This is a genomic window from Chloroflexota bacterium (assembly GCA_020850535.1).
Lineage (GTDB): Bacteria > Chloroflexota > UBA6077 > UBA6077 > JACCZL01 > JADZEM01.
In genome coordinates, this window is record JADZEM010000079.1 from 15642 (window position 1) to 29844 (window position 14203).

Consider the following 14203-nt stretch of genomic DNA (forward strand, 5'->3'; position numbering starts at 1 on the left):
TGCGCGCCGGCGCCCCACCCATCCCCACTAGTTCGGAGCGTGCGCTCCGGCGGTGTCGAAATCCTTCTGGACGGCGTTGTTCGGGAACTTGACCGGGCTCATGCTCGGCGCGATGAACTGCTCCAGGCAGACGTTGCCGTACGACTGTCCGGCCCGGACGGTCTGGCCTGTGCACTCCGGCGCCTCCGGCCCGTCGACGATCTGGCCGAACTGGGTGGCCCAGAAGACGCCGGTGGGGTGGTCGCGCCCTGGCATCGATGCGCCGTACCACGCGGCCTCCAGACGACGCACGCCGCCCACGCCCGGCCCGTCTGGCGGCGCCTTCCAGAACGCTCGGTCCTGTTCAAGGTGCTCGCCGGGATAGAACAGGGCGTTGATGCCGCAGATCGTCCAGCCGAAGTCCCAGCCCCAGGACGCGGTGGTGGCGTACCACTGCTCGCACTTGACGCCGTTGTCCCAGCTTGCCCGGTCGACAACCAGCATGATCGGCCGGCGGCCGGGATCGGACTGGGTGCGGGGGATGCGGTCGGCAATCGGGTCGCCCGTATCGTACCAGCCCTGCCAGTGCGACACGCCGCCAGACGGGTCACGCGCCCAGACCTCGTACGAGTGGAAGCGCGCCGCACGGTCGAGCACATTCGACGAGGCGTGGACGCGGAAGTAGATATCCACGTCGTTGAACCGCGCGAGGAACCCCTTCATGCCGGCGTGCTTGTGGGTGTTCTCCATGGCGCTGGTGTTGAACGCGCCATGAAACGACACGCTGTAGCCGGCGTCGGTCAGCCAGGCGGGCGGCGCATCGCCATGCTCGTGGCCGGTCGAGCATCCGTCGACGGTCGGCGGGTGCCAGGCATCCATCGACTCGCCACACAGGCCAACCGCCGCAGCCGGCTCGTGCTCGTGGGATTCGTCGGCCTGGATGGCGCCGGTCGTTGGACCCACGCTCCCGCCCACCATGAAGGTGGCCAGCAGGAACGCCGACAGCGCAAGGCGGAACAACAGCCGCCCCGCCCGGCGCTGCGCGAGATGACCTGATGCGGACGCTCGGCGGCCCGGACGAGCAGCCGCCGTCGTTGCCGCGCCCCGTCCAGCGGAGACACCACGCATCGTCTGTTCCGTGCAGCCCTGCTCCGTGCAGTCCATGATCGGTTCGCCTATCCCTCGGTTCGAGCCTGGACGGCAGCAGCCACGTCGCCGGCGAGGCGCACGAGCATATCGCTGCGTTCAGACTCCAGCGCGGCACGCACCGCCGCCGTGATCGCGTGGCCGATGGCTGCGTGCGCGTCTTCGGCCAGTCCGTAGTGGCGACAAGGCACATGCAGCGCGATGTCGGCGTAGCGCTGCGCCTCGCCGCCGTCGAAGCCGAGCAGGGCGATAGTTGTCGCGCCCTGCTCGCGCGCCGCGACCAGGCCCCGCACGACGTTCGGCGAGTTGCCGCTGGCGCTGATCGCGATGACGACGTCGTCCGGCTCGACGTACGTTTCGACCAGCCGTGAGAACGTCTCGTCGTAGGCGCAGTCGTTGGCGATGGCGGTGGTCAACGGGGTGTTGTCGGTCAGGGAGAAGGCGCGCAGTGGACGGAATCCAGGCACAGCAGCCGTCTTGACCAGATCGCACACGAAGTGACTGGCCGTCGCCGCGCTCCCCCCGTTTCCGAACACGTAGACACGCCGTCCCAGTTCACGCGCTGCAAGCACACACTCCACCGCCTGGCTCAAGGCGTGCGATGGCACGAGCGCCAGCGTCTCGCGCAGGCTGCTCAGGTAGTCCACGGCGGCAGCGCCAGCATCGCGGGCATCGATACTCTGCATCAGCGACCTTCCGTCACAGGCAAACAGCCCCCACCGCGCAAGCGGTCGGCGGCTCCGGAAGCGACATGAAGCACGCCATGCCGCCGAAGGGGCATGGCCGCGGGGAGACAGGCGGGCCGAACGAGTCAGCCGGCTCTGGCGAGCTGCACCAGGTCGAGGTCGACGGGCACGAGCCGCTGGACGATCTCCAGCAGGACGCGCACGCGACCGCGTGCAGTCAGGCAGCCGTCGAAGACTGCCTCCAGGCCCGAGAACGGCCCATGCTTGATCACCACGGACTCGCCTCGCTGAAACGGGGAAAGCTTCCGCTGGCCACGTCGGAGATCGACGCGCGCACGGATCTCGTCGATCAGCTCGGCAGGCAGCGGCGAAGGCCGCTCGCCATCCCCGAGGAAGTACGCCACACCGGGCGCGGAGCGGGCCAGCAGCCACTGCTCCGTCTCCACCGCGAGACGCACGAAGATGTAGCCCGGAAAGAGCGCTTCGTGTCCTGCCAGCGCGGCGGCGCTTCGGCCCGAGGCCGGAGCCGTCGGGAAATAGACCTCAATGCCTCGCTGCTGAAGAACCGCCGTAGCCGCAGCCTCACGTCGTGACTTGGTCTTTGCCACGAACCAGCCGTCCACCATCGTTCCCAATCCCCCGCTAGGTGGCGGATAGCCGCACCATCCGCCATGGGTCGGGCACCGAACTGGCTTCAGCGTCTTATGACCACGATCGCAGGATCGGTAAACTCAGCACGGCCCTCAACCCACCCACACCCAGGCTGGGAAAGGAACCGGGGGCACGGCGTCACTGCCGAACGCGAATTGCCGCGTCAACATCCCAGACGTTGAGCGCGCCAAACTCCCCTTGCTATAGTTCTCCTCTTGGTTGGAGGAGGGTCACCAGCCGCCTCTGCCGCAGGTCTCAGTGGGTGTCAGCCACTGAGACCTTTCTCATTCTGTGCCGACGTTGCCGTCGTCCGCCCGCGCCAGACTCCTTTACCCCGCGAACGCCGGGTGCTCACTGCCTGCTGTCTCGCCCGCACAACGCCGATGCCCACCACATCGCACCCGCTCGTTGCACACCGAGACCGTCAGGCGCCCACCCTGGCCCATCCCGTTCCACCCACAATATGGTGGCGCTACACCCGTCGCCCCCGCCCCACCCGTCCTGATTCGTCGTTCGTCTCAAAAAGTCCGAATTGGGACGATGCGGCGGTGCAGATAATGTACGCCCTTCGTCGTATATTAGTCAAGCCGTACTAGCCCACATGCAACACGTACCTATCCCGTAGTTGGGCTGATTTGCATCTCCGCATCTGGGGGAGTGGCCCCGCAGGCGTTGAGGCGTCGTGGCGTCTCAATTGGGCAGTCTACTGCGCCCTGCTGCGCCGGCTCCGGCGGCAGACAGGCTGCTCGCTCGTCGGTAGGATGACGGCGTCCCGATGTCGATCAGGTACTCCTGCTCGTGCAGTGGCACGCCGTACACGGGCACGCCGTCGGCGAGCAGCGCGGGCAGCTCGTCGCGCCCGAAGTCCCAGACCGCTGCATCGGGAATGCGCTCGAGCAGCGCGCGCTCAAGCACGAGCACGCCGGCGCTGGCGAGATCGCCGAACACGTCTTCCCGGGCTGGCTTCTCCACGAACCGCACCACGCGGTCGTCTCGATCCAGCGCGACGATGCCGCAGGCCGTTGGATCCGGCACGTGATAGAGGACCATCGTCATGTGGGGCGTCTCGGCACGCCGGCGCGCGGCGTGGTACTCCAGCACGCGGCCCAGGTCGAGATTGGTGTACCCGTCGCCATAGACCACGACGACCGGCCCCGTGAAGTGCGGCGCCAGCTTCCGAGCGGCGCCAGCCGTGCCCAGCAGCTCGCGTTCGTAGGAGTAGGTGACGCTGACACCGAACCGCCGGCCATCGCCCAGGAACGAGGTGATGGTCTCGGGCAGGTAGTGCAGGTTGACCGCGATGTCGTCAATCCCGTGCTGGCGCAGCCACACTACGAGATGCTCGATGAGGGGCGCGTCGCCGAAGGTCAGCATACACTTGGGACGGTCGGCGGTCAGCCCGCCGAGCCGTGTCCCCAGGCCTGCCGCGAGAATCAATGCTTGCACAGTCACTCCTCACCGACGTTCCGGGCTACGGGACTCTCTCAAGAAGCGCTGCAGGCCCGGGAACCTGAGATCGTCTCTACGCGCTCGCCCGCGACGCGCCGAACTCTTCGGTGTCCTGCCAGTTCAAGGACGACACCAGGACGCCGCGCGGCTCGAAGCAGAAATCCATCTGGCGCAGCCCGCGCGCGGTCATCGCTGAGATCACGTCGGCCTTCCGCCCCTGTCGGCAGTAGAGCAGCAGGAATCCGCCGCCGCCGGCGCCGGTGATCTTTCCACCCAGCGCGCCGTGCGCCAGGGCCGTGTCGTACAGCTCGTCGATCTGACCGGTGGTGATGCCTGAGGTCAGCGACCGCTTACGCATCCACCCCTCGTGCAGCAGCTCGCCGATGGCGTCCACGTCGCCCTGCTCCAGGAGGCCACGGCAGACCGTGGCAAGCCCACGAATCTGGTGGAGCCCCGCCAGGGCTTGCGGATCGCCGCTGGCGCTGGCGGCCTGCTGGGCGCGCAGGATCGTCGCCGAGCTGCGTGCGGTCCCCGTGAAGAAGAGCACCAGCCGCCGGCTGAGACGGTCGAGCAGGCCCGGCGGCGTCCGCACTGGCTCGACTTTCACCCCGCCCCGCTCGAACTGGATGGCGTTGAGGCCACCAAACGCCGCCGCGTACTGATCCTGCTTGCCGATGGGCGCGGACAGCTTCTCGATCTCGATCCTGCACGCCAGGTCGGCTACCTGCTGCCGGGTGAGTGGCGCATCGCGGTACATCGCCAGCACTTGCACCAGCGCGACAGCCATCGCGCTGGACGATCCAAGGCCGGTCCCTGGTGGCACTTCGGACGCCAGAAAGACCGACACGCCGTCATGCAGATCCATCTCGTGGAGCACCGCGCGCGGCAGCGAGAGATCGCCATCCCAGCACATCGGCGTCCCCCGTCCGTGCAGATAGGACGTCTGGTAGTCCGCCGACACGATCTGTGCGCTGCGAGACGCATTCGAGGCCACGCGCGCATAGACGAACTTGTCAATGGTGGTCGAGATGACCAGCCCACCATGCTCTTCGTAGTACGCAGGGAGATCTGTCCCACCGCCGGCGAGACTGATGCGGAGTGGGGCGCGAGCAATGAGCATGTGGATGCCTCCCGGTGCAGGGAAATCAAGGGAACCACCGCCGCCCTGGGCAGCGGCAGTGGTGCGATGAGGTGCGTGCTAGACGGCCTGGGCTGAGCGCCCGCGCAGGGCCATGGCCTCGGAGTACAGGCGCGCGAAGGCGTCTGCCGCGGCCGCCCACTGATGGTGCCGCTCGACGTACCGGCGGCCGGCGCGCGCGAGGCGCTCGCGCTCGGGCGGGTTCACCAGGAGGCCCACCAGGTGCTCTGCGAGGGCCGGCGCCCCCCGCCCGACGAGCAAGTCCTCGCCTGGCCGAGCCTGCAGCCCGAGCGCACCCTGCTCCGACGCGACGACCGGTACTTCCAGCGCCATCGCCTCCAGAATCTTGTTCTGAATGCCAACCTTGACCGTGACCGGGCAGACGGCCACGGTCGCCGTCGCGATGGCGAGACGGAGATCAGGCACCCAGCCTGTGACCGTGATGCTGGGATCCTGCGCCAGTGCCCGGACGATGGGCGGCGGGTCGCTTCCGACGATGCGCAGGCGCACGTCTGGGATGCGAGCCTTCACGAGCGGCAGGATGTCTCGTGCGAGGTGAAGGGCCGCCGTCACGTTCGCGTGGTAGGACATCTTGCCGGAGAAGACGAGCGTGTTCGAGAGGGTCTGACGCTCGTGCATGGTGAAATAGCCGAGATCGACGCCGTTGGGGATGACCTCGACCGGCGCATCCGCTCGCAGAGCCCGCAGCGTGTCGGCGTCCTCCGGCGAGGTCACGGCGACCCGGTCAAACCTGGACATCAGGTACGACTCGTAGCGGCGCGTCGGGCTCAGCTCGACGGCGGCGACCGCCCGCTGCATCATGCTGTGGCTGTTGTCCCGCGTCCGCTCCCACAGCAGTGAGATCGCGTCAACCGAATCAAAGATGCGCGGCATCTCCGGCGGGAGCGCGGCTTCGATGAACGCCGCCCGCAGATGCTCCACATGCACCACGTCGAACGGCTCGGACGCGAGCATGGCTCGCAGCTCACGGGCAGCCGTGGGGGCCGCTCCAACGACGCTCTGAAGCGACGCCCGCTGGACCACCGCGGCGCCGCAATTCACGACGGCGCGCAGTCTGGTTTGCGGCGCGACCCGCACCGTGCGAACAAACGGAGCGATCTCGGCAAGCTCCGCCGTCGATGGGCTGGCGCCGACGATCAGCAGCGACACGGCGTGATCTCGCGCCAGTTCCCGGATCAGGTTGTACGGCCGCACGCGGATGAGCGACGGCGCATACGGGAGAACCATCAGCATCTTCATGGCACGCTCACCTGATCCTGACTGCAGTTGAGGCGACGCGGCAGGCGGACATCAGCCGGCGCTTCCGCATGTGATATCGACAGGCCTGCTCGCGCGGGCCTGCCCGAGCTCATCCTGGTAGAGATCGTCGAGCTTTCCCAACGCCGTTTGCATGTCGTAGCGGTCCTCGACGAGCCGCCGAGCGGCCTGTGCCCGCTCCCGGGCCTCGTCCGGCTGGGAGACGGTCCGTACCACGGCCTGCGCGAACGCCTCCGGCGTGTCTGCCACCAGCAGGTGCTCGCCGTGGCGGGCCTCGATCCCCTCCACGCCGATGGTGGTCGACACGACCGGCACGCCCCGCGCAAACGCCTCAAGGATCTTCACGCGCATCCCGCTGCCAGAGTGCAGCGGGACGACCAGCACGGCACTCTTGTCGAGATACGGATTGAGGTCGGGAACGTACCCCGTCACCTCGATGCCTGGCTGGGCCGTGGCAAGCTCGCGAATGTGTTCTGGCGGCTTGCTGCCGACAACGTAGAACGTACTGTCTCGAAGCTCTTGCCGAACCAGCGGGTACACATCGCGCGCAAACCAGGCGACCCCCTCGGCGTTCGGCGGGTAGAACATCGTCGCCATGCTCACGATGTGCCGCGCCCGATCGGTGCGCGGCTTGAAGGCGAACGTGTCGGTGTCGACGGCGATGGGCACGACCGTGGCCCGGATCGATGCATTTGCAGCCGCTTCCAGATCACGCAGGTCGCCGTCGCTGACCACCAGCACCCCATCGAACGCCCGACAGAGCGCCCCTTCGTACGACCGCACACGCCGCCATTCGAGCTCGGCGACCAGCCGCCGCGCACCCCACGGCTCGTGACGGGCCACCCGCTTGACGATCGTCCAGACGGCGTTGTGCTCGTCCAGCACGCGGACGCGTACCGGCAGGTCGACGGCAAACTGTCCCATCGTCAACTGGTCGGCATGTACCGCGTCGATGTTGTGCAGGTAGAGCAACTGCTGGACGCGGCACCGGAAGATGTCGGAGTCGTCACGCTCGACCAGGAAGGGCCGACCGCTGCCCCACGACGTCAGGAGCGACGCGACGTCCCGCAGGGTCGACCGCTGAATGCGGACCGTATCGACCGTCTCGCACCACTCCTTGAGGGCTTCGGCGTCGCGCTCCTCCGCCTCCGAGCGGACGAAGGAGACGAGATGCAAGGTGTGCTTGCGCGCCAGGTGACGCAGCACGTTGAAAGTCTTGATCTTGGGGCCGCTGTCAGCGGGAAATGGCAGGACTTGCGTCAAGAACAGGATACGCACAGCCGCCTCCCTCCACGTGGTTGCGTCATTGCGAGGAGCGCACGGCGACGCCAGGGCCGCTCAGCGCCAGGACTGCTCAGCGGGCGCCGTGCAGGCGGTAGAGGTCGTAGTCGCCGATCGAGCGGATCAGCTCCGGCCGCGTGTGGTGTATGAACGCACGGTAGGCATCGGTGTACTTTCCAAAGCGGCCGACGAGCAGGTACTCGGGCGAAGACACCTGCATGGGGTCGTACTCTTGCTGTGCGCTGCCACCCAGCCACTTCGCACGAACGGCACGGTCGAGCCAGCCGGACGGCGGATAGTGAAAGGCGTGGTCAGACAGGAACCCCATCTCAGGCTCCCAGGTCTCGACGATGGTCTCCTGGGGGACGGTCTCGTTCAGGAACGCGGCCATTCGCTGCGGCGAGTCATCACGCGCGGTCACGACGCTCCGGGCCGTTTCAGCCAGCCCCATGCCGATGGGGATGACCACCACGGCCAGGACGGCGATGGCCCGGAGCCGTGTCCGCAGATTCCCGACCCGGTCGAACAGCGGGCGCAGCACGTCGGCGATGAGCCGGGCGCTCAGCAACGTGGTCAGGGCCAGCGCGGGAAACGCGTAGCGCGGCCAGCCGATGGAGCCAAACGCGAACCACGTCAGGCCGCACACGGCGAAGAGCATCAGGAAGGCGTGCGGCAGTACCCGTGAGGTGTCCCGGCGCACGAAGGCCAGGCCGTACAGCAGCGACGGCAGTACCCAGAAGCCGGCGTTCTCGGCGCTGAACAGGAACTTCAGGCTGCTGAAGATCCGCTGCGGGACGAAGACAAAGATCGCGCCGGCTGAAGCATCGCGCGCCAGCGCCAGCGTCCGGCCAAGCTCGTCGGTCCCCAGCAGGGGCAGGAGCGGCGTCAACTGGCACAGCCCTGCGCCGCCGAACACGGCGGCGAGTGGCAGCACCGTCTGCCTCCAGGAGAGCGCGCGGTAGTACAGCCGGTCCACGGCCCAGAGCAGCAGCAGCGTCGGCACGAGGATGAGGGCGAACTGATTCTTGGTCAGCGCGGTCAGCCCGAACGCGACGCATGCCAGCAGGAGGCAGCGCAGCTCACGCGCGCCCGCCTCGACGCTCCGGGACCAGGTGAGGAGTGCGAGCGACAGGAAGGCGAGCGCCGGAACCTCGCCCAGCACCTGCCGCCCGAGGTACAGCAGATTGATGCCGGGCATGCTGACCAGGAGCGCCAGGGCCAGGGCCGCGATCCGCCAGCCGTACAGATAGCGGGCGAGCGCGCCGAACGCCGCCAGCGCCAGCAACAGGTACGCCACCATCACCAGCCGCGCCTGCACCAGCCCGATGCCCGCGAGCTTGAAGACGCCGGCGATCGGCAGCAGGACGGTCGGCCCGACGCCCGTCGTGGGGCCAAAGAAGCGGTAGCCCTCAGCGCTGCGGTCTGCGTAGACGCCGTCCACCACCAGCGTCTTCGGCACGTGCAGGTGCGACCCTTCGTCGAACCACGTCACCGGATACCGTTCCAGGTTGAACAGCGACAGCACGGCAATGCCGCCAACCGCGCAGAACAGCAGCAGCCCGCCAGCGTACCGCCAGAGGGTGTCAGTTACCCGCGGGCGCGCCTGCGCTTTCGTACGGAGCATCTCGACCGCCGCCATCAGAGGCTCACCACCGTGGGATGTGCCGTCGGCTCTGACGGCAGCGCGCGGGACGGGACGTGAACCGCCTCAGTGGCCGCGGTGCGCCCGAACCCCACCGCCAGCAGCAGCCCCCCGAGCACGGCCAGCGGCGCGAGGCTCCACCACCCGCGCAGGCCGGCCAGCGTTCCGAGATTGCGCGCCACATCGCCGGCCAGCAGTGCCGGCCAACTGTGCATCCAGAGCGGATACGGCTCGAAACCCGGGAACGCCTGCCCGCCGATGGTCATGCTCCACACCGCCACAAGCGACCAGGCCACCGTCACGGCGAACAGGGCCTGCACCAGGCGCACCTGCCCGAACCGCGCAAGCGCCACGCCGATACCCACGGCCAGGAACGGGAGCATCGGCACCAGGTAGCGCGGCCCGACGCCAAACCCGCCAGACCACATGCCCGAGGAGCTGTTGAACGCCACGAAGCTGCCGACGCTCCAGGCGCAGACCAGCCCTTCCGGCCAGGATCCGCGGTCTCGGAGCATGAGCGCCAGCCCCACAATGCCGAAGAGCAGGACCGGGGAGAGGCTGAACAGGCCGCGATACAGCCCGAACGTGACCCCCCAGAACGCCTCCCAGGTCGGTGCGGACAGACTGTAGAGCCCCGCCTGGTGCTCGTTCTGCCAGAGCGCGGAGTAGGAGTAGCCGACCGGCAGCGGCGTCCCGAAGATCAGCTGATTGTGGATGGCCATCACCAGCAGCGGCGGCAGCGCCCCCAGCGCGATGACGAACCCGGTTGACAGGCGGCGCGTCATGCCCAGGGCGTAGAGACCAAGGCCGCCGATGATGAGCGCCGTCGGATACTCGCTGATGAGCGACAGGCCCATGAGCAGCCCGACCGTCAGCAACCGCAACGCGCCGGGGGCCTGTTCGCGCCAGAGCAGGGCAAAGCTGCCGAACAGCAGCGCGGCCGTCAGCTGATGGCTGTACAGCGCGCCAGCGTAGGGGAATGCGCTGGTGGCCAGACCGTAGACCAGCGTCACCAGCAGACGCAGCGGGGCCGGCGCTCCCAGCCGCCCGAGGACGCGATACAGCACGACGCCGAGCACGGCCGAAGGAATGGACACGACGGCCCACGTCGCGATGGCCTGCGCGATCGCCATTGTCACCTTCTCGCTGGCCGCCTCGCCGGGCTTGAGCGTCTGCCGCAGCGCCTCACCCTGGGCGAGCCGCTCGACGATCCGCTGCCCGGCGCCGGTGTCGAGGATCGCCTTCGCCAACGCATAGGGCGGCACGCCGAGCAGGGCCGGCCCAGGCGCTTTGTCGCTGTAGCGGTGGCCGCGCAGCTCGGCATAGTCGCCCGTCGTGCCGATGTACGAGTCGATCTCCAGCCGCCCCTCATGCACAATCGCGAGGATCAGGGCCACCCGTGACGTCTGGCTCCAGTCCGCGTAGCGGGGCAGGAAGTAGGCGTAGCACAGGAGCAGCAGCAGGAGCATGCACCACTCGGCTCGACTCAGCCGCGTCAGGAGATGCGTACGAAACGTGCTCATCTCCGTGCCCTACGGTCCGTGCTGCTTCGGCACGGCAGTGTCGGAGGTCGAGCCGCGGGCTGACCCTGGCAGGGCCGGCATCCGGCCAGCGCCCCAGGCGCCCATCGAGCGTAGGCCGGCCATGAAGCCACGCTGCTGCGGCACGAAGTAGTAGCCGTACAGGTTGAGCTGCTCCCACGGCACCGCGTTCAACACCACGGCGCGCAGCCGCGTCGGCAGGCCGTTCAGGATGTCCAGGGCTGCCCGCAGGTCACGGCCGTTGGTCCGCTCGTACCGCGCGACGAACAGGGTGTCCGGGACCGACCCGGTCAGCACCGCCGCGTCCGCCACCGCGAGCAGCGGCGGGCCGTCCACAATCACGTAGTCAGCGTTGCTCCAGGCCGCCAGCACCAGCGCCTCGGCGGAGCGACTGAGGATCTCTGTCGGGTTGCCAACGGGAGTCCCGGCGGGGATCAGGCGCAGGCGCGGCAGGGCCGTATGGACGGCGTACCGGTCGATGTCGTAGTTGGCCTCGCGCATCATGGCGCTGGCGCCCTCGCGGTTTGGCAGGCCGAACAGCGAGTGGAGCACCGGCTTGCGCAGATCGAGATCGATCAGGATGACGTTCGAGCCGCCCAGTGCCAGCGCCGAGGCGAGGTTGGCCGCCGTGGTTGACTTCCCCTCGCCGTTCGTCGCGCTGGTCACCAGCAGAATGTGGGAGCCGTTTCCGAGCACTCCGAACCGGAGTTGTGCGGCCAGCAAGCGGTACGCCTCTGCTGCCAGCGAGTCCGGCTCCGTCAGAACGGCGACGGCGGTGTCGCTGGCGCCAAGCCGGGGGATGTACGCGACGAGCCCATCCAGCGCCGAGCGCATCGCCCCTCGGATGTCGTCACCCGAGCGCACGCGCCGGCCGAACATCTCCGCCGCGACGATGCCCGACGACACGACCAGCACGCCGGCCGCCGCTGCAAGCGCGACGAACCAGGTGGTACGCGGGCCGGCCGGGCTGGTGGGGATGGCCGCCGGCTCGATGATCGACAGACTGTTCGGGTCGGAGCGCCCTTCGAGCGCGCCGAGGACGTCGTTGTAGTTGTTGCGCCAGGTGGACAGGTTCAGCTCGATGGCCTTGATCTCGTCCTGCCGGTCGAGCACGCCCCGGGCCGTCGTCTCCTGGCCGAGCGCGGCCTGCTTCTTCGCCAGCTCGGCCCGCCCCTGCTCGATCTTGGTCTGGAGCGTGGCCAGCTCGTCACGGAGAAACTGCTGCCGCTGATCGAGCTCCTGCTTGCGCGCGCGGGTCGGGCTCGCCTCGACGAGCTGATCGGCGATGGACGCGGCGATGTCCCGCGCACGCACGGGGTTCGTGTCCATCGCGCGGATCTCGATGGTCAGCGCGCCATTCGGGTGAATGACGACGATCCGCTGCCGCAGATCCTCCCAGGTCGTCTGCAGCCCCAGCGAGCGAACGGCGCCGTCCAGGATCGGCTGGCGCTGCGCGATCTGCGCGTAGCCCGTCGCCAGATTCTGGGCAACGGAGAACTCGTTCTCGCCGGGCTTCGGGCTACGCAGCACGTCGCCGACCATCAGCGTCGTCGATGCGACGAACGTTGGCGGCACCTGGCGTATCGCGTGATAGGTCAGCAGCCCGGCCATCCCACCCACGGTGAGGACGAGCCACCAGAGCCGAACCAGAGCTTCAATCGCGCCGTTGAGATTTACCATTGTCACGACATCCCGGGAGGATGGGCCGCCGCAAGGAACGATGGGCAGCGGTGGAGAGGTTCCCCACGCTGGTCTGCACAGTGCACCCAGCGCACGATGGTCACACGCATGGTCGTCACCGCCTGACCAGGAATCTGCGAGCCACGAACAGCAGCGCCAGCACGCTGGTACTGCCGACGATACCTGCCACCACGGGCCATGGAGACGGCTGAAGCGACTCCGCGGGCGCGAGCGGCTCGCCGGCCCATTGACCAGATGCTTGACCGACCGTCGGCGCAGGCGCGACTGGCGTCGGCACGAGCAACGCCGGGTTGGCAGTGTCGGGCTGGGGCGCCGCTCGGTCCGGCAGGGCCACTGGAGCGACGTGCGGCGCTGATGTCACCTTCGAGCTGTACCAGATGCCCGTCGGCACCCGATCCACCGAGGCCGAGCTGCCTCCGAACCACGCCACGTGCAGGCGGTTGCCCTCGCCCACCGCCACGCGTGGCCACTCCGGGAAGGGCGCAATCGAGGCCCGTGTGATGATCTCCGGATTCGCCCAGCTGTAGCCAAGCCATTCGAGGTGGACGAGCGACATCGTTGTGGTGGACGCGCTGGTGTAGGCGACCGCGACGAGGTGCAGGCGGCCGGCGCTGTCCGTCGCCATGTCGTACCGGTCGAATGGGCGCGCCACGCCTCGGACGATGCCGCCGATGCGGGCCGGCGGCGACCACGTCTGGCCGTCATTCGAGCGCTGGAAATAGACGGTGTCCGTCTCGTACTCGCGCCAGACCAGCACGATCTGTCCCCGCCCGTCCACCCCAACGGCCGGCTGAACCCGCCACCGCGTCCCCTCAAACTGCTTCGGGTAGAGGACGCCCGCCTTGGCGGGGGCGAAGGTGGTGGTCTTCCAGGTCGCGCCACGGTCCGTCGAGCGCGCGTACACGAAGCCAACCGGCACGCGGGAGGATGGATCTTCCGGATCGACGACCTCCCAGACGGCGTGGAGATCGTCGTTCTGTCCCAGCTTGAGCTGCAGCCGCCAGCGCGACACGGCGAGCGCTGTCTCGATAGCGACTGGCGAAGACCAGGTCCGGCCGCCGTCGTCCGAGCGCCGATAGTACGGCGCGTACTGCTTGTCGTCGCCGGGCTCGGTCATCAGCGCGTGCAGGCTGCCCTGGCTGTCGGTCACGATGTCCGAGAAGTAGGCGGGCTTATGGTGGCTGATGGCAATGCCAGCGGACCAGGCATTGGGCTTCGTGCCGTCCTGCACGTTCACGGATGCGTAGCGGATCGGCTCGTTCTCCGCGCCGCCGACAACCGGCTCTCGGAGGTTGAGGCCACGGTAGAGCATGTGCAGTTTGCCGTACTGATCGGTCGTCAACGAGGAGCGCAGCGCGTCCCCTTCGTCGCCAATCGCTGCGATCTCGTTGGGAGGCGTCCAGCGCTGCCCGTTCAGCGATGCGTAGATGAGCCATCCAGCGGCGTCGCTGGCGCGCTGACTGTCCTCCATGGACGTGGCCGCGGGCCGCTGGGGCGCGCGCCCGTTCCAGACGATGTGGACGCGGCCCGAGGGATCCACCGCGATGGACGGAAACCACCCCCCGGCGCGCGGGTCCGGCCCGGAAACCGGGAACGGCGTGCTCCAGCGCTCGTCGTCGGCCGCGGATGCTGCCGGGGCGTCCACGGACAACAGCGACACGCCGAGACAGAGCGCGAACGTGACCAGCAGTACCAGACGTCGCACCATCCG

General features: G+C 68.3%; 11 protein-coding genes. All 11 read right to left on the bottom strand.

The window, feature by feature from the left end; genetic code table 11:
- Positions 1-27: 27 nt before the first annotated feature.
- Positions 28-999, bottom strand: coding sequence for a hypothetical protein (locus IT306_11815; protein ID MCC7369104.1), 972 nt, complete (start codon positions 997-999; stop codon positions 28-30).
- 155 nt (positions 1000-1154) lie between these two features.
- The gene (locus tag IT306_11820) at positions 1155-1811 is read right to left on the bottom strand and encodes an SIS domain-containing protein (protein MCC7369105.1); all 657 of its coding nucleotides are present in this window, start codon (positions 1809-1811) and stop codon (positions 1155-1157) included.
- A gap of 125 nt (positions 1812-1936) precedes the next feature.
- Positions 1937-2437: a hypothetical protein gene (locus IT306_11825; GenBank protein MCC7369106.1), complete on the bottom strand. Its 501-nt coding sequence runs from the start codon at positions 2435-2437 to the stop codon at positions 1937-1939.
- Positions 2438-3152: 715 nt separating this feature from the next.
- A complete protein-coding gene (locus tag IT306_11830) occupies positions 3153-3908 on the bottom strand; it encodes a nucleotidyltransferase family protein (GenBank protein MCC7369107.1) in 756 nt (251 codons plus the stop codon).
- A 76-nt stretch (positions 3909-3984) separates the two neighbouring features.
- Entirely contained in the window at positions 3985-5031 is a 1047-nt protein-coding gene (locus tag IT306_11835; GenBank protein ID MCC7369108.1) for a GHMP kinase, read from the bottom strand.
- 78 nt (positions 5032-5109) lie between these two features.
- On the bottom strand, positions 5110-6309 hold the full coding sequence (locus tag IT306_11840; GenBank protein MCC7369109.1) for a glycosyltransferase: 1200 nt from the start codon (positions 6307-6309) through the stop codon (positions 5110-5112).
- Between the two features lie 51 nt (positions 6310-6360).
- Positions 6361-7605 (bottom strand): glycosyltransferase, encoded by a 1245-nt coding sequence (locus IT306_11845; GenBank protein ID MCC7369110.1) that lies wholly within the window; start codon positions 7603-7605, stop codon positions 6361-6363.
- 76 nt (positions 7606-7681) lie between these two features.
- A complete protein-coding gene (locus tag IT306_11850; GenBank protein MCC7369111.1) occupies positions 7682-9247 on the bottom strand; it encodes a glycosyltransferase family 39 protein in 1566 nt (521 codons plus the stop codon).
- Complete coding sequence (locus IT306_11855; protein MCC7369112.1) at positions 9247-10773, bottom strand: hypothetical protein; 1527 nt, start codon at positions 10771-10773, stop codon at positions 9247-9249. Before IT306_11855 ends, IT306_11850 begins: the two co-directional genes overlap by 1 nt.
- Before the next feature lie 9 nt (positions 10774-10782).
- A complete protein-coding gene (locus tag IT306_11860) occupies positions 10783-12471 on the bottom strand; it encodes a polysaccharide biosynthesis tyrosine autokinase (protein ID MCC7369113.1) in 1689 nt (562 codons plus the stop codon).
- A 115-nt stretch (positions 12472-12586) separates the two neighbouring features.
- Positions 12587-14200, bottom strand: a complete 1614-nt coding sequence (locus IT306_11865; protein ID MCC7369114.1) for an exo-alpha-sialidase — start codon at positions 14198-14200, stop codon at positions 12587-12589.
- Positions 14201-14203: the final 3 nt, after the last annotated feature.

Excerpts from the sequence above, each read along its gene's own strand:
- IT306_11820 (MCC7369105.1), bottom strand. The coding sequence starts at position 1,811 with ATGCAGAGTATCGATGCCCGCGATGCTGGCGCTGCCGCCGTGGACTAC.
- IT306_11825 (MCC7369106.1), bottom strand. The coding sequence starts at position 2,437 with ATGGTGGACGGCTGGTTCGTGGCAAAGACCAAGTCACGACGTGAGGCT.
- IT306_11835 (MCC7369108.1), bottom strand. The coding sequence starts at position 5,031 with ATGCTCATTGCTCGCGCCCCACTCCGCATCAGTCTCGCCGGCGGTGGG.
- IT306_11840 (MCC7369109.1), bottom strand. The coding sequence starts at position 6,309 with ATGAAGATGCTGATGGTTCTCCCGTATGCGCCGTCGCTCATCCGCGTG.
- IT306_11850 (MCC7369111.1), bottom strand. The coding sequence starts at position 9,247 with ATGGCGGCGGTCGAGATGCTCCGTACGAAAGCGCAGGCGCGCCCGCGG.
- IT306_11855 (MCC7369112.1), bottom strand. The coding sequence starts at position 10,773 with ATGAGCACGTTTCGTACGCATCTCCTGACGCGGCTGAGTCGAGCCGAG.
- IT306_11860 (MCC7369113.1), bottom strand. The coding sequence starts at position 12,471 with ATGGTAAATCTCAACGGCGCGATTGAAGCTCTGGTTCGGCTCTGGTGG.
- IT306_11865 (MCC7369114.1), bottom strand. The coding sequence starts at position 14,200 with ATGGTGCGACGTCTGGTACTGCTGGTCACGTTCGCGCTCTGTCTCGGC.